At 69.6% G+C, this 17,599-nt stretch carries 17 protein-coding genes and 3 pseudogenes; 12 read left to right on the top strand and 8 right to left on the bottom strand.

Annotation, left to right across the window (positions count from 1 at the left end; genetic code table 11):
- Positions 1–34 precede the first annotated feature (34 nt).
- Positions 35–1,231 (top strand): RNA-guided endonuclease TnpB family protein, encoded by a 1,197-nt coding sequence (locus AB0M27_RS28505; RefSeq protein WP_365725505.1) that lies wholly within the window; start codon positions 35–37, stop codon positions 1,229–1,231.
- 27 nt (positions 1,232–1,258) lie between these two features.
- Here AB0M27_RS28505 and AB0M27_RS28500 read toward each other — a convergent pair whose 3' ends face one another.
- Entirely contained in the window at positions 1,259–2,326 is a 1,068-nt protein-coding gene (locus AB0M27_RS28500; protein WP_365725503.1) for a glucose-1-phosphate thymidylyltransferase, read from the bottom strand.
- A 196-nt stretch (positions 2,327–2,522) separates the two neighbouring features.
- Between AB0M27_RS28500 and AB0M27_RS28495 the strand changes: the two genes are divergently transcribed.
- Both AB0M27_RS28495 and AB0M27_RS28490 read left to right on the top strand, forming a co-directional pair.
- A complete protein-coding gene (locus tag AB0M27_RS28495) occupies positions 2,523–5,036 on the top strand; it encodes a choice-of-anchor P family protein (protein WP_365725501.1) in 2,514 nt (837 codons plus the stop codon).
- A gap of 114 nt (positions 5,037–5,150) precedes the next feature.
- A complete protein-coding gene (locus AB0M27_RS28490) occupies positions 5,151–5,690 on the top strand; it encodes a hypothetical protein (RefSeq protein WP_365725499.1) in 540 nt (179 codons plus the stop codon).
- 80 nt (positions 5,691–5,770) lie between these two features.
- Here the strand turns inward: AB0M27_RS28490 and AB0M27_RS28485 are convergent, their stop codons facing one another.
- Entirely contained in the window at positions 5,771–6,718 is a 948-nt protein-coding gene (locus AB0M27_RS28485; RefSeq protein ID WP_365725497.1) for a DMT family transporter, read from the bottom strand.
- 251 nt (positions 6,719–6,969) lie between these two features.
- Between AB0M27_RS28485 and AB0M27_RS28480 the strand changes: the two genes are divergently transcribed.
- The 5 genes from AB0M27_RS28480 (at position 6,970) to AB0M27_RS28460 (ending at position 10,210) form a co-directional block, all read left to right on the top strand.
- A complete protein-coding gene (locus tag AB0M27_RS28480) occupies positions 6,970–7,689 on the top strand; it encodes an FAD binding domain-containing protein (protein ID WP_365725495.1) in 720 nt (239 codons plus the stop codon).
- Between the two features lie 165 nt (positions 7,690–7,854).
- Complete coding sequence (locus tag AB0M27_RS28475; RefSeq protein ID WP_365725493.1) at positions 7,855–8,592, top strand: helix-turn-helix domain-containing protein; 738 nt, start codon at positions 7,855–7,857, stop codon at positions 8,590–8,592.
- A gap of 23 nt (positions 8,593–8,615) precedes the next feature.
- Positions 8,616–9,071 carry a hypothetical protein gene (locus AB0M27_RS28470; RefSeq protein WP_365725489.1) on the top strand — a complete coding sequence of 152 codons (456 nt, stop codon included), beginning with the start codon at positions 8,616–8,618 and terminating at the stop codon, positions 9,069–9,071.
- Positions 9,072–9,189: 118 nt separating this feature from the next.
- Positions 9,190–9,732 (top strand): DUF2231 domain-containing protein, encoded by a 543-nt coding sequence (locus tag AB0M27_RS28465; RefSeq protein ID WP_365725486.1) that lies wholly within the window; start codon positions 9,190–9,192, stop codon positions 9,730–9,732.
- A gap of 49 nt (positions 9,733–9,781) precedes the next feature.
- Positions 9,782–10,210 (top strand): hypothetical protein, encoded by a 429-nt coding sequence (locus AB0M27_RS28460; protein ID WP_365725484.1) that lies wholly within the window; start codon positions 9,782–9,784, stop codon positions 10,208–10,210.
- A 284-nt stretch (positions 10,211–10,494) separates the two neighbouring features.
- Here AB0M27_RS28460 and AB0M27_RS28455 read toward each other — a convergent pair.
- Positions 10,495–10,779 (bottom strand): annotated as a pseudogene (locus AB0M27_RS28455) (TrmO family methyltransferase); the annotation flags it as partial.
- Between the two features lie 541 nt (positions 10,780–11,320).
- Here AB0M27_RS28455 and AB0M27_RS28450 point away from each other — a divergent pair.
- Positions 11,321–11,725: pseudogene (locus AB0M27_RS28450) on the top strand (response regulator transcription factor); the annotation flags it as partial.
- Positions 11,726–11,774: 49 nt separating this feature from the next.
- Here the strand turns inward: AB0M27_RS28450 and AB0M27_RS28445 are convergent.
- The 4 genes from AB0M27_RS28445 to AB0M27_RS28430 are packed head-to-tail and all read right to left on the bottom strand — an operon-like array spanning position 11,775 to position 14,060.
- On the bottom strand, positions 11,775–12,542 hold the full coding sequence (locus tag AB0M27_RS28445) for a thioredoxin family protein (RefSeq protein WP_365725482.1): 768 nt from the start codon (positions 12,540–12,542) through the stop codon (positions 11,775–11,777).
- 42 nt (positions 12,543–12,584) lie between these two features.
- Positions 12,585–13,250, bottom strand: coding sequence for a DUF2182 domain-containing protein (locus AB0M27_RS28440; protein WP_365725479.1), 666 nt, complete (start codon positions 13,248–13,250; stop codon positions 12,585–12,587).
- Between the two features lie 38 nt (positions 13,251–13,288).
- The gene (locus tag AB0M27_RS28435; protein ID WP_365725477.1) at positions 13,289–13,639 is read right to left on the bottom strand and encodes a metalloregulator ArsR/SmtB family transcription factor; all 351 of its coding nucleotides are present in this window, start codon (positions 13,637–13,639) and stop codon (positions 13,289–13,291) included.
- Positions 13,626–14,060 (bottom strand): SRPBCC domain-containing protein, encoded by a 435-nt coding sequence (locus AB0M27_RS28430; protein WP_365725475.1) that lies wholly within the window; start codon positions 14,058–14,060, stop codon positions 13,626–13,628. The genes AB0M27_RS28435 and AB0M27_RS28430 overlap by 14 nt, the downstream gene beginning before the upstream one ends.
- Positions 14,061–14,483: 423 nt before the next feature.
- Here AB0M27_RS28430 and AB0M27_RS28425 point away from each other — a divergent pair, with 423 nt between their 5' ends.
- Both AB0M27_RS28425 and AB0M27_RS28420 read left to right on the top strand, forming a co-directional pair.
- Positions 14,484–14,996: a hypothetical protein gene (locus AB0M27_RS28425; RefSeq protein WP_365725473.1), complete on the top strand. Its 513-nt coding sequence runs from the start codon at positions 14,484–14,486 to the stop codon at positions 14,994–14,996.
- A gap of 775 nt (positions 14,997–15,771) precedes the next feature.
- Positions 15,772–16,074, top strand: a pseudogene (locus AB0M27_RS28420) (hypothetical protein); the annotation flags it as partial.
- Here the strand turns inward: AB0M27_RS28420 and AB0M27_RS28415 are convergent.
- Positions 15,999–16,436: a nuclear transport factor 2 family protein gene (locus AB0M27_RS28415; RefSeq protein ID WP_365725470.1), complete on the bottom strand. Its 438-nt coding sequence runs from the start codon at positions 16,434–16,436 to the stop codon at positions 15,999–16,001. The pseudogene AB0M27_RS28420 and the gene AB0M27_RS28415 sit on opposite strands and share 76 nt — an antisense overlap.
- Before the next feature lie 110 nt (positions 16,437–16,546).
- Between AB0M27_RS28415 and AB0M27_RS28410 the strand changes: the two genes are divergently transcribed.
- A complete protein-coding gene (locus AB0M27_RS28410) occupies positions 16,547–17,143 on the top strand; it encodes a helix-turn-helix domain-containing protein (RefSeq protein ID WP_365725468.1) in 597 nt (198 codons plus the stop codon).
- Positions 17,144–17,599: the final 456 nt, after the last annotated feature.

The following is a 17,599-nucleotide window of genomic DNA, read 5'->3' as shown; positions in this document are numbered from 1 at the left end:
AGCCTTCACAAACTGATGGGCTAGTATGTGAACCATGAGGGCCACCCGCGTGAAGCGGGCATTCAAGTACCGCTTCTATCCCACCGATGCGCAGGCAGCCGAGCTGTCGCGCACGTTCGGTTGCGTGCGGAAGGTCTACAACCTGGCCCTTGCGGCGCGCACTGAGGCGTGGGCTCGGCAGGAGCGGGTGAACTACAACCAGACGTCGGCGATGTTGACGGCCTGGAAGCAGACCGAGGAACTGGCGTATCTCAACGACGTCTCCTCCGTCCCGCTCCAGCAGGCACTTCGCCACCTTCAGACGGCGTTCACCAACTTTTTCGCGAAGCGCGCGATGTACCCTCGTTTCAAGTCGCGGAAGAAGTCGCGGAAGTCGGCGGAGTACACCACCAGCGCGTTCCGGTTCCGGGACGGGAAGCTGACGCTGGCGAAGATGGCGGAGCCGCTGGACATCGTGTGGTCCCGTCCGCTCCCCGAAGACGCGTCGCCGTCCACGGTGACCGTCTCCCAGGACACGGCGGGACGCTGGTACGTGTCCCTGCTGTGTGAAGACCCCTCCGTCCAGCCACTTCCGGCGACTGACACGGCGATCGGCATAGACGCTGGCCTCGACCACCTGTTGACCCTCTCCACCGGGGAGAAGATCGCCAACCCGCGGCACGAGCGGCGAGAACGCGCCCGCCTCGCCAGGGCCCAGCGGCAGCTTGCCCGCAAGGCCAGGGGTGACGGAGCGAACCGGGCCAAGGCCCGCCGGAAGGTCGCCAAGGTCTATGCCCGCATCGCCGACCGGCGACGCGACCACCTGCACAAGATCACCACTCGGCTCGTTCGTGAAACCCAAACGATCGTGATCGAGGACCTGGCTGTTCGGAACATGGTGAAGAACGGCAAGCTCGCCCGCGCCATCAGCGACGCGGCGTGGAGCGAGTTCCGGAGCATGCTGGAGTACAAGGCCCGGTGGTACGGCCGCGAAGTGATCGCGGTCGACCGCTGGTTCCCCTCCTCCAAGCTGTGCTCCACCTGCGGCAGCTTGCAGGGCATGATGCCGCTGAACGTCCGTACCTGGACGTGCGACTGCGGCACGACTCACGACCGGGACGTGAACGCGGCGAAGAATATCCTGGCGGCCGGGCTGGCCGTGTCTGTCTGTGGAGCTGGTGTAAGACCTCAACGGAGAACTCCGGGCGGGCAGTCGGCGACGAAGCAGAAACCCCTACGGCGCGAGCCGTAGGAATCCCCTCCTTCAGGAGGGAGGAAGTCAAGACGAGATCTGCACCTTGCTGTGGTCGCCGAGGACCAAACGGTGGGCGGCGGGCTTGCGGGGCGCGGGAGTCACCTCGACGTTGCGTCCGATGAGGGAGGCCTCCACCCGCCGGACCCCGCTCACCGAGGAGTCGCGCAGCACGATCGAGTACTCGATCTCGCTGTCGTCGATCCGGCAGCCGCCGGCTATCGAGGTGAAGGGGCCGACGTACGAGTCGGTGATCACGGTGTTCGCGCCGACGACCACCGGGCCCACGATCCGGCTGCCGGTGACCTTCGCCCCGGGCTCGATCCGCACCCGGCCGATGATCTCGCTGTCGTCGTCGACCGTGCCGTCGATCCGGCGCTCCAGGGTCTCCAGGACCGAGCGGTTGACCTCGAGCATGTCGGTGACGTTCCCGGTGTCCTTCCAGTACCCGGAGATGATCGTGGAACGCACATCACGTCCGGCGTCGATCAGCCACTGGATCGCATCCGTGATCTCCAACTCGCCGCGTCCGGACGGCTGGACGGAGCGTACGGCCTCGTGGATCGCCGGGGAGAACAGGTACACCCCCACCAGCGCAAGTTCGCTCTTGGGATGCCTGGGTTTCTCCTCCAGGCCGATCACCTGGCCCGCCGCGTCCAGCTCGGCCACCCCGAACGCGGCCGGGTCCGGCACCTTCGTCAACAGGATCTGCGCGTCCGGCCGTTGGCCGCGGAAGGCGTCCACCAGATCCGTGATGCCGCCGACGACGAAGTTGTCCCCCAGGTACATCACGAAGTCGTCGTCGCCCAGGAACTCACGGGCGATCAGCACCGCATGGGCCAGACCCAGCGGGGCCGCCTGCGGGATGTAGGTGACGTCCAGGCCGAACGCGGAACCGTCGCCGACCGCCGCCCGGATCTCCTCGGCGGTGTCCCCGACGATGATCCCGACCTGGGTGATGCCCGCCTCGGCGATCGCTTCCAGGCCATAGAACAGCACCGGTTTGTTCGCGACCGGTACAAGTTGCTTGGCCGAAGTATGGGTTATGGGGCGCAAACGGGTACCTGAGCCACCAGACAACAAAAGTGCCTTCATGTATATCAGCCTACTTACGCCCGACTTGCTGACGGGGGGATTCCGGTAACGGGCGGGACCGCACAGAACGTTCACTGCTTGCACCCCCTTCGCGACGACACCTGGCACCTAGCCTCGAACGTCGCGACACATCTGTCGCGATCATGTCAGTCATGCGGCGGAGTCCGGCGGAGTCCGCCGACGGGGAGGGGAACGCATGCGGAAAAGACGTGGCTCCATCCGACGCGCCTGTACGGCGCTGACCACGAGCCTGCTGCTCTTAGCCGGGGGATTGGGGCTGTCGGCGGCGCTGGCGGCTCCCGCACGGGCGGCGACGGTCGGCACGGTGGTCAATGTCACGCGCAGCGCGGGGAATCAGGCCGAGGGCGCCATCGCGGTCGATCCGACGAACCCGAGCCACCTGGCGGCCGTGTCGAACAACGGCGACGGGGCAGGAGCCGGCATGACCGCCGCGTACAGCACCGATCACGGGGCGACCTGGACGCACCGGACCATCACCGACGGCAACGACGGCCTGGCGAAGTCATGCTGCGATCCCAGCCTGTCCTGGGACTCCTTCGGAAACCTCTTCCTGGTCTACCTGGACGCCGACACGGACTCCGGCGCCGTTCACGTCGTCCTGTCGACGGACGGCGGAAGGACCTTTTCCCGGCTGGCCGATTTCGCCTCCGGTGACCAGCCCGACCAGCCCACCATCACCACCGGAGCCGGGAGCGTCTGGGCGGTGTGGACCGATGGCGGCCACGCGAACGCGGTCACCGCGGTCGGCGCCAAGGTCACCGGTGCCGGCGCCTCCGGCGTCGGTGCCTTCTCGGCGCCGCAGAGAGCGGGCTCCGGGGATTACGGGGACATCGCCGTCGGCCCCACGGGCGAGGTGATGGTGACGTACCAGCGGCCGCAGGGCGGGAGCGAGGCCGGCAAGCTGTACACCGCCCTCGACCCGGACGGTCCGGGCGGTGGAGCATTCCAGGCCGAGGCGACGGCCGTGGACCTGAACATCGGCGCCTTCTACCCCATCCCCGCACAGAGCGGCCGCATGATCGACGCGGAGGCCGGACTGGCCTGGGACCGCAGCGGCGGCGCGCACAACGGGCGGCTGTACTTCCTCTTCAGCGACGCTCCCTCCAACGGCAGCGCGGACACCGACGTCTTCGTGAAGCACTCCGACGATTCCGGGGCGCACTGGACCACCCCGGTCCGGGTGAACGACGACACAGGGACGAACAGCCAGTTCCTGCCGAAGATCGCCCTGGACCAGACATCGGGCAAGATCGCCGTGTCCTGGCACGATGCCCGCAACGCCGGCTCGGCGAACGACACGGCGCAGTTGTACGCCGCCACCAGCGACGACGGCACGGCCTTCGCGGCCAACGACCGGGTCAGCGACGGCACGTCGAACGCCTCCCAGGCACACAACCACATCGACTTCGGCGACTACTCGGGGCTCGCCTACCAGGACGGCAGCTTCTACCCGTACTGGGCGGACAACTCCAACAGCACCGGCGACAACCCGGACGGCGCGAACAGCCGCTTCGACATGTACACAGCCCGGGTCCAGCTGGTCAAACCGCCCACCGCGAGCAAGCTGACCTACACCGGTCCCACCACCGCCGACTACCACGACGCCTTCACCGCCGGCGCCCAACTCACCGCAGGCGGCAGCCCCGTGACGGGCGCCGACGTCGACTTCACCCTCGGCAGCCAGAGCTGCACCGGCACCACGGACGCCTCGGGGAACGCGAGCTGCTCGCTGACGCCGCAGAACGTCCCCGGCCAGACCACGATCACCGCGAGTTTCGCGGGGAACGCCACCACCGCCCCGAGCAGCACCTCCGTGGCGTTCACCATCACCAAGGAGGAGACCGCCCTCGCCTACACCGGCCCCGCCAGGATCGCGAACGGGGCCCCGGTACACCTGTCGGGAACCCTCACCGAGGATGCCACGGCCCCGATCGCCGGTCGCACGGTCTCCTTCGCGCTCGGCACCGGCGCCGCCCAGCAGTCCTGCACCGGCACCACCGACTCCGCCGGCCACGCGTCCTGCACCATCGACAAGGCGAGCCAGCCGCTCAACGACGCCGCCACCGTCCCGATGACGGTGTCCTTCGACGGCGACGCCTACTACCGGCCTTCCAGGGCCACCGCCCAGCTCAAGCTGGAGTACTACACGGGACGCGCCTACGGGATCGCCGGCAAGGTCGACCTGCTCCTGACCCAGCTCGACCTGAAGCCGACCCCGGACACCGGCGCCATCCGCACCGCCCAGGCCTCGAGCACCGACACGCCGTGCACGGCTTCCGTCGACGTGCTGATCATCACGGCCCACGCACTGTGCCCGAAGGTGGCCACCTCCCTGGCACCGGGGACCTCGACGGCCACCACCACCGTCAAGGACGCCTCCATCGGCATCCCGGGCCTGCCTGTGATCGGGATCAGTGGGCTGACCGCCTCCTCCACCAGCACCTGCCAGAGGACGACCGGGAGCGCCACCCTGACCCTCACCATCGCGGGCCTACCCACCACGGTGCCCACCGCGCCCAACAGCTCCATCGATCTCGGGGGCGGTGCCAAGCTCGTCGTCAACGAGCAGACGCCGGTTCCCGGAGCGGACTTCGGGCTGACCGTGAACGCCGTCCATCTCACCGCCGCCGGGGGACTGGTCGACGTCGTCGTCGGATCCGCCACCAGCGACGCGCACAACTGCGTCTGATCCCGCCCGTTGCGTGGGGGTGGTGCGCGGCGCGGGAACGCCGGGCGCCACCCCCACGTCGAACCGACACACCCCATGGTCCGGCACCATACGAGGCCGGACGAGGAGGAACCGATGCCTGCCCGCCGCCAACTCCTGTCCAGGGCGGCCGCGTTCGCCACCGCTGCCGCACTCGTGCTCGTCGGCTGTTCCTCGGGCGGCGGCGACTCCGCGGGGCCGAGCCCGTCTCGCACACCGCGCACGCCGTCGGCAACAGAAGCGGAACCGTCGGCGACGCAAGGGAGGCCGGGGGAGACCGCGACACCGAGCACGGCCGGGCCGTCGCGGCCCGTCACCACCCCCGAGCTCAGCATCACCACACTGCGCCCAGGCGGGACGATCACCCTGCCCGCCACCGTCGGCTACACGATCACCGGTATGCACTTCACCGCCTCGGCCGGCTACCGATTGCGCCTGACGCTGGGCGGCTCGGAATCGTACGGCCTGGACCTCCCGCTCAAGGGTCCCACCGGCACGGTGACCATTCCGCTCGACAAGATGCTCCCCGGCAAGCGCGACCTCACCTTCACCGTCGTCCGCGAAGGCGGGAGGCCCGCCTGGCCGGCTCAGCGCGCGGCGGACGTGGCCGACGTGACCATCTACGGCCCCAAATAGCCGGGACGAGTGGGCGCCGTCCTGAGCGCGCGGCCGGCGCCACGCCCTGTTCGCCACGACTCCTGTCTCCGGGCAGGCCGTTACCTGGACCGTGCCGAGGCCGGCGAAGGGCCCGCCGTGGCCGGGGGATCCAGATCCGCGGCCTCACCGACGGAAACGTTGCGTGGACGCAGGCCACCGACCAGGCCGAGGATCAGCACGGCGATGCCCAGCCACACCGACGGCCCCGGCGCGCCACTGCCCGACACGGCGCCGACGACCGCCGCGGCAAGCGGCGCGACGCCGGTGAGCAACCCCGCTCGCCCGGCCCCCACGGCGCGAACCGTGGAGTACCACAACACAAAGGCGACCGCCGTCACCATCGACGCCAGATAACCGGCGGCCGCCCACTGGGCCCCGGACACCTCCCGCACGGCGGAGGGCCCTTCCGTCACTACGCCGAGGACGGCCAGCAGCACACCGGCCAGCCACATCGCGTGCACGGACACTCCCCACGGCGAGTGCCGCCGTAGTACCGGCACCGCGAGCAGCGTGAACGCGGCCTCGCAGCCCAGGGCCAGCGCCGCCCAGGCCACCCCGACGGCATCGGTGCGGCCTGTTCCCTCCACGAGCACCGCGCCCGCCATGACGACAGGCGCCGCCCAGAGCACCTGCCGGCTCGGCCTGCGCCGTTCCAGCACCGGGCCCACCACCCCGAGAACCACCGGTACGCACGCGACCGCGACAGCGATCACCGCGGGCTCCGCATGGCCGACGCCCCGGACCACGGCCACGTTGAACAGCACCAGGCCGGTGACCGCGATCCCGGCGAGCCACAGCCACTCCCGTCCCCGTGGCCACACCAGCCGGGCACCGGCGAGCCGCGCCATGACCAAGAGGATCACGGTCGCGGCCGCGTACCGGACCGCCTGGGTGGTGAACAGCGGGGCGTCGACCAGCGTGCGGGAGACGGTCACGCTGCTGCCCACCAGCGCCATCCCGACCATGCCGGGGACGAGCTGGGCGAACGAAGCGGAAGGTGTGTGCATACCGCCCACGCTGCCCTCACCACGGAGGTGATGGACAGGTCCACAAGGTCACCGGTGCAGGGGTCCAAAATCCATGCCCGGCGGCCGGATCGGCGAGGCGCGGGCGCTGCACGACGAGAGAGTGGACGGCGTGCTCGTGTGAGCCCTGTATGCGCCCCCGTCCGGTCGAGAAGACTGCCTTGGCGAGGGCGGTTGGCCAAGGCGTTACTCGCCGCCTTCGGTCCACACCTGAGGAAGGCAGGCCGGGCGCTGTGTTGTTGTGTCTCCCCACGTCGGTGTCCGAAGCGCAGGAGTACCTGGCCGAGGGGGCCGTGCCGATCGGCGGCGCCACGCTCGTGTGGGCCACCTGGCAGCGGGACGGCTTCCCCGAACTGGCGATGTCCCTGCGGGATGTGCCGGAGGCCAACGTGCTGGAGCGGGAGACGGTGGGAGGCGCTGTGGTCCTGCACCGGATCGACGACCGGGTGCCGGACGTGCTGCGCCTGGCGGCCGCCGCGGTGGGCACCGGGGCCGTGCGGCGGGCGGCGACGGTCGGCGGCAACCTCGTCGGCAGCGCACTGCGCTGTCTGCTGCCCGCGGCCATCGTCCTGGACGCCCGGGCGACGGTGCTGGAATCCGACGGAGTCCATGAGACGGACCTGGCCGAGCTGGTGGCCAAGCGCCCCGTCCTGCTCAGCCTCCGCTGGCGTGAACCGATCGCCTGCGCGTATCGGAAGTTGGCCGGCGAGGCAGGTGGACCGCCGCCCCTCGTCGTCGCCTCGGCGGTGCACGCGGGCGACGATGGCGACCGGCTGCGGGTCGCCGTACGCGACGGCTACGGCGTACTCAGCGGCAGCGCCCCGTGCGCCACCGACACCGAGGAGGCCCTGCACGCGCTGCGTGCGACGGCCTTCGGCGACCTGCCGACCGCCGCGTGGGACGTCGTACGCTCAGAGGTCACCGGCCTGTTGGGTGGTCGTGGCGCGGACTGACCTGCGGCTGTGAGCGGGGCTTCGACGGCGGTGAGATGCCTGTGTTGCTCCGGCGGGGCATCTCATCGAAGGTCGTTTCCGTATGACATCACAGGAGGAAACACCTCCCGGACAACAGCAGCATTGAAGGGTTTCGTCAACGCTTATGCGCGATATGCTGGGCGGGTGGGACTGGACCACGCCTCGTTGACCAGCCTGGCCGCCTTCGGCGACGCCACACGCCGTCGCATGTTCGAACTGATCCGGCACGAGCGGCGGCCGATCACGCGTGAGGAGGTGGCCGACAGCCTCGGCATCTCCCGCAAGCTCGCGGCCTTCCATCTCGACAAGCTGGTGGCTGCCGGCCTGCTCCAGGCCCGCTACGAATCGCCGACGGGCATCCGCAAGGTCGGACGCAAGCCCAAGGTCTATGAGCCGACGGGCGAGGCCATCTCGGTGAGCATCCCGGAGCGACGCCACGGAATGCTGGCCGACATCCTCACCGAGGCCGTGCTCACCGAGAGGGACGACGAATCGGCCCGCGACGCCGCGCTCCGCGTGGCGTACGCGCGCGGGGAAGCCCTGGGCGGTGCCGAACGCGAACGGGTGCACCCCGGACGCCTCGGTGCCGAGCGCGGACTGGGCCTGGCGGCCGAGACGCTCGAGGAGTTCGGCTTCGAGCCCGAGCGCGCCGCACCCACCCTGCTGCGGCTGCGAAACTGCCCCTTCCACCCCGTGGCGGCGAAGGCCCCGGAGCTGGTCTGCGCCGTCAATCAGGCATTTCTGGCCGGCTATCTGCGCGGTCTGGGAAGTGACAAGACCACAGCGGTGCTGGCCCCGCGGCCCGGTGCCTGCTGCGTCGAACTGCGCGCTGAACACACGCCGGGAAGCGGTCCAGAGGAGGGCACCGCCTGCGAGCGGTGAACACAAGAACAGCTGGAGTCACCATGAACTCCACCTTCGCGACCGAAGTCACCCTCAGGGGACTGGGAGTGTGCTGCGCCGTCGGCAACATGGTGCTGCACGCTGTCCTCGTTCCTGATCACCTTGAGGAGAAGTTCTACATCGGCGTTCTGTTCGTGGTGGGCGGTGTCGTCATGCTCATCGTGGCGGCGGCACTGGTGGCCTTGGCGCGCCCCATGATCGCCTGGCTGACCGGGGCCCTCGTCAGCCTCGGCATGATCGTCGGATTTCTGCTGTCCCGCACCGTCGGCCTGCCGGGCGGCTACTACGAACCCGGCTGGGAGGCGCCGTACGGCCCCCTGTCCCTGATCGTCGAAGGGCTGTTCGTCCTCACCTTCCTCGCCTGGCTGGGACGCCCGGCGACCGGTGCCGTGCCGAGGCCGCCGCACAGAGCGGATCGGATGCGGACCGCGTACGGGCAAAGAGTGCCGAAGCGCTGATCCTGGCGCGTCGGTCGCACGGCTTCTGCATGTCGACGGGGCCTTGACGTATGGCGTAAATAAGGCCAAGAATCATTGGTGAAATAGCTCAGCGGCCGGCTCAAGGGCGAGGGGCCGTATGACGGTGGACAGTGATCTCAGGGGTCTGCGGCAGGCGAAGGAGCCGGTGAGCGGCGCGCTGGCAGGGCCGTACGGGCATCCGTTCCATCCCATCCTGGTCACCGTGCCGATCGGGGCCTGGGTGTGCAGCCTGGTCTTCGACATCGCCTCGCGGATCGTCCACCGGCCGGCCTTTCTGGCCCATGGCTCGGCCTGGTTGATCGCCATCGGTGTGCTGGGTGCGCTGGCGGCGGCCTGCGTGGGCTTCCTGGACCTGTTCGCCATTCCCACCGGCACGCCGGCCTTCCGGACGGGCCTGGTGCACATGGGGCTGAACCTGGCCGTGACCGCCGCGTACGCGGCCGGTTTCGCCTGGCGTCAGGGCGGCGGATACCCGGAAGGGCAGGGCGTCGGATACGGGCAGTTGGCGCTCTCCGCCGTCTCGCTCGCCGCCCTCGGCGTGTCCGGCTATCTCGGCGGCAAACTCGCGTACCGCGACGGCGTACGTGTCGCCGAGGAGTCCGTACAGGCCGAGGGGTACCGCACCCCGCACCGCCCCTGACCCGGCCGCCCGGTCCTCACCACACCCGTACCCAACCCTGGAGTACGACATGGACATCGCCGCGCTCGTCGCCTGGGTGGTCACCGCCCTCGGCGGATTCGTCCTCCTGGCCCGCTGGATCGCCCGTGGCGGCCTGCGCCAGCAGCAGACGGGGACGACCCGCTTTCCGGCCCCCGTCGTCTTCGGCCACTTCCTGCTCGCGGCGGCCGGCCTGGTCGTCTGGATCGTCTATCTCGCGGCCGACCGGTCGGCCCTGGCCTGGACGTCCTTCGGCATCCTCGTCGCCGTCGCGCTGCTCGGCTTCACGATGTTCGTCCGCTGGGTCCCCGTGTACCGCACCGCCCCGCCCGCCGCGGGCGAGGAGACGACGCCCGCGGAACGGCATCTGCCGGTTCCCGTTGTCGCGGCCCATGGCCTTCTCGGCGCCGCGACCCTGGTGCTGGTCCTGCTGGCGGCGCTGGGAGTGGGCGGCAGCTGACACGGCCAGGCGATGCCGATGCCGATGCCGCGAGGATCCCTGTCAGCCGTCGCCGACTTGGCCGGGCGCTCTGCCGAGCACCAGGCTCCAGCGACCGTCACGACCATGACCACCCGCCCCCGCCCCGCGGCCAGCCATGACGTTCGGGGTGCCTCACCCGTGGAGGGCCACAGCTGGTCGTCGGAGGCCTGGACGTCTGCGATCGGGCCGTCAACGGTCGGGAGTGAGCAGGGCTTGACGTCCAGGATCGGTGTCGAGTCGAGGGCTTCGAGGTTGCGGACATGGACGCGCGTGCCGTCGATGGCGAGGATGTGGACGGTGTGCAGGCCGATGGGGTTGGGACGGTCGGGGGCGCGGGTGGCGAAGACGCCGGTGAGCGGGCGGGTGGTGTCGCCGCGCGGGCGAACGGTGAGGGTGTCGCGGTCGGCGCGGTCGAGCCAGGTGAGCAGCAGCACATCGGTGCCCGGGGCCAGCCCGTCCAGGGCGGGGGCGCACCGGTCGTCGAAGACGAGCCAGGCGTCGGGGGCACCCTCATCGGGCTGCCGGGGCGCCGCCGTCCGATCGGTCAACGGTGATTCGACGCGCCCGATCGGGCGCAGTGTGTATGCCGTCAAGAGTTCTCAGTCCTTTCCCGGCCGAGCAGGTGCAGGGCACGGCCGCCACGTGAGTCGGCCCCGTGCCTGTCGAGCCGTCGGGCTCGGCACCCTGCCGGTACGCCCCACCCAGCATGCCAAGTCGTGGGCAGGAACTCACCGTTGGGCCGGCGCGGGCTCCTGTACGTCTGCCTGATCCAAGCGGCACGGTCGTCGCTTCCACCGTCACGTCGGTGACGCCGGCGATGCGCCGTACGTCCTGCCGTCGACCCGTGCGTTGTCGCTGACGCGGTTCAGCGAGTCGGCAGAGGTCGACGGCGGGAGAACCGCCTCGGCGCCGGGCATTCGCTGCCCACCGGGCCGAGCGGCAGGTGAGCGGCGCGGTGTCAGGACACGTCGCGTCGCATGGAGGTGGTGACGGCGAGTGCGGCGAACACGAGCGTGTACACGGCGAGGACGGCGCCGCCCCCCAGCGTGGCAGCAGGTCTTCGCTCGTCATGGCTTTGGCTCCGGCGCCGAGGGCGTCTTCGAGACGCTCCGTGCCGGTGCCAGCGGCTTCCTGGGCAAGGGCGCCGACGCGGAGGAACTGCTGTAGGCCATCCGCACGGTCAGCCGCGGCGACGCTCTGCTGTCTCCCGCCGCGACCAGAACCCTCATCAGCCGCTTCCTCGCCACCCCGGCCGTCCCTGGTCCCCTGGACGAGGCGGCCAGCCGCGGGCTGGAGGCGCTCACCGAGCGCGAACGGCAATGCACCGGCCTGGTGGCGACCGGGCTGTCCAACGACGAGATCGCCGCCCGGCTCGTGCTCAGCCCCGCAACGGTCAAGACCCACGTCAACCGCGCCATGGCCAAGGTCGGCGCCCGTGACCGCGCTCAACTCGTCGTCTTCGCCCACCGCAGCGGCCTGACCGAGTCGCCGTAGCGCCCATCGCCGGTGCCGCCGCCAGGGACCGGACCTTGGCCGATCTCGCTCACTGGTTGTCGTACTCGTCGTGACGACGCCACCAGAAGCCGTTCTCGTTACGGCCGCGGGGCGCGCGGTCGAGCCACTGGTACATGCCCCACAGGGCGTCCAGCCCGCGCGCATACGCCGAGTAGGTGTGGTAGACGGCGCCGTCCTGCAGCGCGAACGCGCTCACGCCGGGTCCTTCGCGCCGGTAGGTCTCCCAGTCCGTACCGACGATCGCCTGGGTGAAGGTGTCGCGGGAACTCTGCTCGTCGTCCGTCGCCGGCCGCATGTCCTCCTCACCGAAGTTGTACGCGACGACTCCCGCTTCCCACTCCTCCTTGGTGTGCGCCACCCCGAAGTCGACGTTGAAGTCACTGCCGTAGGACGACGCCCACGGGAAGGTCCAGCCCATCCGATCCCGGTACGTGTGGAGCTTGGCGAGCGGGGCTCGCGACACCGCGCAGAACGTGACGTCGTGGTGGGCGAGGTGGACCACGGAGCCGTTGAAGCCGTCGGCGATCGCCGAGCAGGACGGGCATCCGGCGGTGTAGTCGGGCCCGAACATGAAGTGGTAGACGAGCAGCTGCGAGCGTCCCCGGAACAGGTCGGCGAGCGACGCCGTTCCCTTGTCGGTCTCGAAGCGGTAGTCCTTGTCGACCCGGACCCAGGGCAGCTCCTGCCGTCGCCGGGCCAGCTCGTCGCCGCGCCGGGTCAGCTCCTTCTCGGCCTCGAGCAGCTCCAGCCTCGCGGCAAGCCACTCCTCGCGTGTCCCCGTCTTGTGACTGGTCATTGCCTGTCTCCTTGTCCTGCCTCGTCTTGTCTTGTCTTGTCGCTACATCGCCGGAGGCGTGAGCCCCGGAACCAGCGAGGGCGCGACGACGATCACGAGTCCGAGCCCGACGATCGCCAGCGCGAGCGGAACATCGATCGCGGTCTTCTCGGGCAGCAGCTTCTGGGCGGAGGCGAGAACGGCGACCGACGACATCCACAACACGCTCATCACGCCCAGTGCCACCAGCATCGCCATCAGCCCGATGCTCGAGCCGGCGCAGTACAGTCCGAACCTCAGTCCGGAACCGGCAACCTCATGGCAGCGTCGCCGGAACCACCGCTTGACCGGGGTGAGCTCGTAGGCGCCCGCGATGATCACCACGGCGCCGGCGGCCGACGATCCGTGCGGCCGGGCCAGCGCGTACGCCACGACACCAGCGAGCGCCCAGACGGCGAGGTAGGTCCCGGCGAACAGCGGTGCGCCCCGCAGGCCGCCGACCAGGCGGACCTGCCTGGCGACCGCCGGAGCCGCGCCCGGCAGCATCATCGCCGCCATCATCGTGATCCACGTCGCGGCGAAGAGCCCGAACGACCCGGGCCTGGTCGCGACCCCCATGTCCATGCCCTGCATCAGCCGGACCGCGGCTACCCAGAATGCCGCGGCGAGCCCCAGCGTCACACCCACCACCCTCGCCGACGAGGCCGGGTGCCGGATTTCCACGTTCACCGTGGGTTCTCCCTCCGGTGTGTCAGGCGGCGGACCCGTCACGGAGTTCCGCGCGCCTGCTCATCGAGGTGATCTTTCAGTGCGTCGAGCGGGCTGTCCCAGTCGCGAGCCAGTGCGGCCAGGAACTGTTGCGCCACCTGCATCGGTGCCGACCGCAGCCGGTAGCGCACCCGGCGCCGCTCACCCGGTTCGGCCCTCACCAGGCCGGCATCGGCCAGCAGAGCCAGGTGTTTGGCGATCGCCTGCCGTGTGATCGGCAGCCGGCCGGCCAGGTCAGTCGCCGTCGCCGGCCCTCCTGAAGCCAGCGCGGCCAGGATGGCACGTCGGCTCGGGTCGGCCAGGGCGGCGAAGACCTGTTCGGCGATCGCCTCGATGTCAGGCTGCGGCATCGAGGTAGTCGACCAGTTCGCCCAGTTCGCGCGCCCAACCCTCGGTGTGGCCGCCGTACTCCTTGCGGTAGACCTCGTCCGGGAGCTGGGCGAAGCCGGTCTCGACCACCGTCAGCCGGGTGCCGGAGCCGACCGGTTCGAGCGTGAACTCCACATAGGTGCGGCGCGGATCGTCCTCGGGCAGTTCGGCCATGCGCCACGTGAAGCCGAACACCGTCGGCTCCTCCACCCGTTCCACCCGCATGTCGGCGGAGTGGCCGCCCTCCCACTTCATCCAGGCCGAGCCGCCCGGGCGCAGATCGATCCCCGCCTGCTGGCCGAACCAGGCGCTCAGTCCCTCGGCCGTGGTGAGCGCCGCCCACACCTTGGCCGGCGTGTGCGCGATCTCGATGGTGCGCTCGATTCGATCAGGGAATGCCATGCGTGCCTCCATAGATATAGCAACCGTCTGATTGCGACAGTATGGCAACCGAACGGTTGCGTCAACTGAATCGAGCGAGGCGTCGTGGGTCGTCGCACCTGCCGTGATCGACTTGGCCGCATCCACGGCCGGAGCCCCCGTAGCACGACTCGGCCTCTTCTTGGGCGGCGACACGCTGTGGTGTGTGAGGTGAGCGCGTATCAGGAGATCAGCCAAAAGGGCTAATGTCGCATCAATCTCCTTTGATATTCCGGTACTTGATGCTCATGGGTATCCCCCGGGAGGCGGTGCGTGTCGCCGGAAATACCCCGTTCGGCGCCTGATGTTGGTAATTCAATATGACTGGTATGTCTGCTATAGGTACGTTTGATCACGACCGGCTGACGGGCCGGTATCTCTGAGACAGCAGACAGGAGAAGCGATATGAAGGTCCCCCGTTCCACTATGGTCACCGCTGGTCTCGCGGCCGCCGCAGCGCTGACCGCGACCGGCATCACCTACGCGTCGGCGGCTTCCGCCCCGGTGCCCCAGTCGGCTCCGGCCGTTGCTGCCCCGGCTCCCCTCGACGGCATGTCCGGCCCAGGCAAGGGCAACGAGGGCCGCGGGGGCGGCTGGGGCGGCTGGGGCGGTGGAGGCCGCGGAGGTGACTGGGGTTGGATCCAGATCAACGAGCGGTCGTACTCCGCCCACCCGGGCGACTGCATCACCGTGGTCAGCGGCCTGGGCGCCAGGACGCTGAACATCCGCAACGACACGCGCAAGACCGTCGAGGTCTTCCGCGGGGCGGTCTGCGACAACGGCGCTCCCATCGCCACCGTCGGGCCGCACAGCTCCGCGGACGGGGTGCGCCCGTGCCCCACCCATGGAGTCCACGTCAAGGACGGCGTGCTCGCCAGCTTCCGTGTGGTCCGGCACTTCGGCGGGGACTGGGGCTAGTCCGGCGGTGAGTACATGATGTGGGGCCCCGGCTCGCCGGAATCGGGCCGGGGCCCCCGATATTGAACATTCTCTGACAACACAAGCGCCCGTGCGCGGCCTGCCGGAGCCGCGCACCCGGCGCTCCTCGTCTGCTGTCCGGATGTTCGTCCTTTTGTTCACCGGCCGATCCGCCTGGTGACGGCCGCCCGTGGGCCTCCCGTCGGTGCCTGTCCCGACGCCTGTGCCGTCGGCTTCCTTCCCGGAGTTTGCTACCGCCGAACGGGTGGTCAAGGTGTGAGACGCATGCTGAGGGACCGCTCCCCCTTCCCCCTGGGCTGTGGACCGAGGCATGGGTCAGGGACGATATGTCACCTGGCCGGACGGCCGAGGTATGGCGGCGAGGGCGGCCTGCCGGCCGGACCTGCGGGCGATGCGGAAGCGCATGACCTGGCACAGGGGGCCGTCCGCCCATGCGCTGACCAGGGTGGCGTGGTGCCCACCGGGCGGTGGGTGAGGTCTACGACGGCATCGAAGCGTTCCCAGGAGGCGGAAGCGAGCCGCGTCCGAGCCGCCACTCCGGGCGCGCGGCCCTGCACCCGGCGCCGGCCGCAGCCACCCGGCACTTCGACTTCCGCCGCTCGGACGAATCGTGGACCATCAACGGCCACCCCTTCAGCACCTCGAGGATGTCGGCCCATTTCCAGCCCCATACCGGGCCGCGGACCTTCCCGGACGGGGCAGGTCCTCGGCCCAGACCGCATCGCAGCGAGGCTCGGTGTCGGCTTCTTTCACGCCAAGAGATCCACGCTGGCTGTGCGCCCTCGCCGCCATGGACGCGGAACTGGTCGCTGACAGCCTCGTCTGCCGCTACGCCGGCCACGTCGGCCTCTTCGCCGAGGAGATCGGTGCCACGGGCGAGCAACTCGGCAACTTCGCCCGGTCGTTGAGCCATCTCGCGCTCATCACGGCGGCCATGGCACTGGACGAGGACCTGGACGTCGGCATGTGGGGGGAGGGCCCCTATGCGGCGCTGATTGCGGTGAGCAGGTACTCGGCCGTGTCGAAGGCGGTTGCTCCGTCGAGAGGGTTGGAGTAGGTGCGCGACCAGGTGATGAGTCCGTCCTGGACGCGGGCGAACATCACCATGTCGAAGGCGAACCTCCTTCGGGTGGCCAGGACGCGTCCGTGGAGGCGGTATTCGGCGACGACGAGTTCGGGATCATCCGTCTCGCGCACCTGGACGTGATCCACCGCATGGAACTTCTGTAGCTTCGCCCCTTCGCGCAGATGGGCCCGGAAGGCGTCCCGTCCCGGTTGCTGCGCGGGAGCGCCGGGCGGCAGGTAGGGCATCTCGAGGACGGCGTCCGTGCCGAACAGGTCGGCCATCGCCTCACTGGGACCGTCGGCGGTGAGGCGGAGGAAATGCCGCAGGACGTCACACGGTGCGGCAGGGGTCATGGGACACTCCTCTCGACGTAACCGGGGCGAAGGACCCGGTTAGAGTGGTTGAATATACGGGGCGCAAGCCCCGGTTATCAATGCCTCAACTCAATGTCTTTGGAGGCCACTTGTACAACGAACGGCAGCGCCCCCTACGCGCCGACGCCCGCCGCAACCGGGCACGCATCCTGCAGACCGCCCGCACGGTCTTCGCCGCCGAGGGCATCGCGGTCCCGCTGGACGAGATCGCCCGCCGGGCGGGGGTCGGGCCAGGCACCGTCCATCGCCATTTCCCCACGAAGGAGGCGTTGTTCGAGGCGGTCGTCGGTGAGCATCTTGAGCAGCTGATACTCGAGGTCCGTACTGCCTTGACCGGCCCAGAGGCCGGGCCGGCGTTGTTCGCCTTCCTTGCCAAGATGACCGCCGAGGCGGGCGCGAAGCAGGACCTGACCGAAGCCATCACGGCAACGGGCAGTCCCATGAGCCCCGCAGTCGAACAACGGACGGCAGAATTGCGTGAGTTGTTCGCCATGCTCCTCGCCCGCGCGCAGCAGGCCGGGGCTGTGCGCGACGACGTGGACGCGGCCGACGTGCAGGCCATCGTCGTGGCCGCGCTGACGGCCGACCGCCGGCGCGGCGCGAGTGACCGGCCCGGGAGACTGGCAGGGATTGTCTTCGACTGCCTTCTTCCTGCCCACGCACACACCGACGAGAACGCGGCATGATCTGCGTTCGCTCGTGCCGAGGTGGGTGTGAGGCGGTGTACGCAGGCAGTGCCGGTCCGGCGCGGGATGACGGCTCGACCATTGGCCGGCCGCGCCGCAACAGCTGTGCCCCGACGTCGTCCCGGCCGAGATGGGAGCTCTGCACGCCTGCGGCTACGGCGCGGAGCGTTCGTCAGCGCAGCCCGGCCCCTGCCCCTGAGGACAATCCTGATCGTGCCCGCAGAGGTGGGAGCCGGTGCCTGCTCGACCGGGACTGCCTGGCTGGGGGGAGTGAGGCTCAACTACTTCATTAGCTATCCCGAGTGTTGTGCTCGTATAGTTCTGTGCATGGAGTTGCTGCGGATGTCCAAGGCTGAGAAGCGTCTCGGGATACACCCGATGACGCTTCGTCAGTGGGCGTTGGACGGCAAGATCCCGTTCACGTGGGTCGGCCGTGAGCGCCGGTTCTCCTCGGTG

The organism is Streptomyces sp. NPDC052107, assembly GCF_040680215.1.
Lineage (GTDB): Bacteria > Actinomycetota > Actinomycetes > Streptomycetales > Streptomycetaceae > Streptomyces.
The sequence above is the reverse complement of the archived record's forward strand: the minus strand, read 5'-3'. Positions and strand labels throughout refer to the sequence as shown.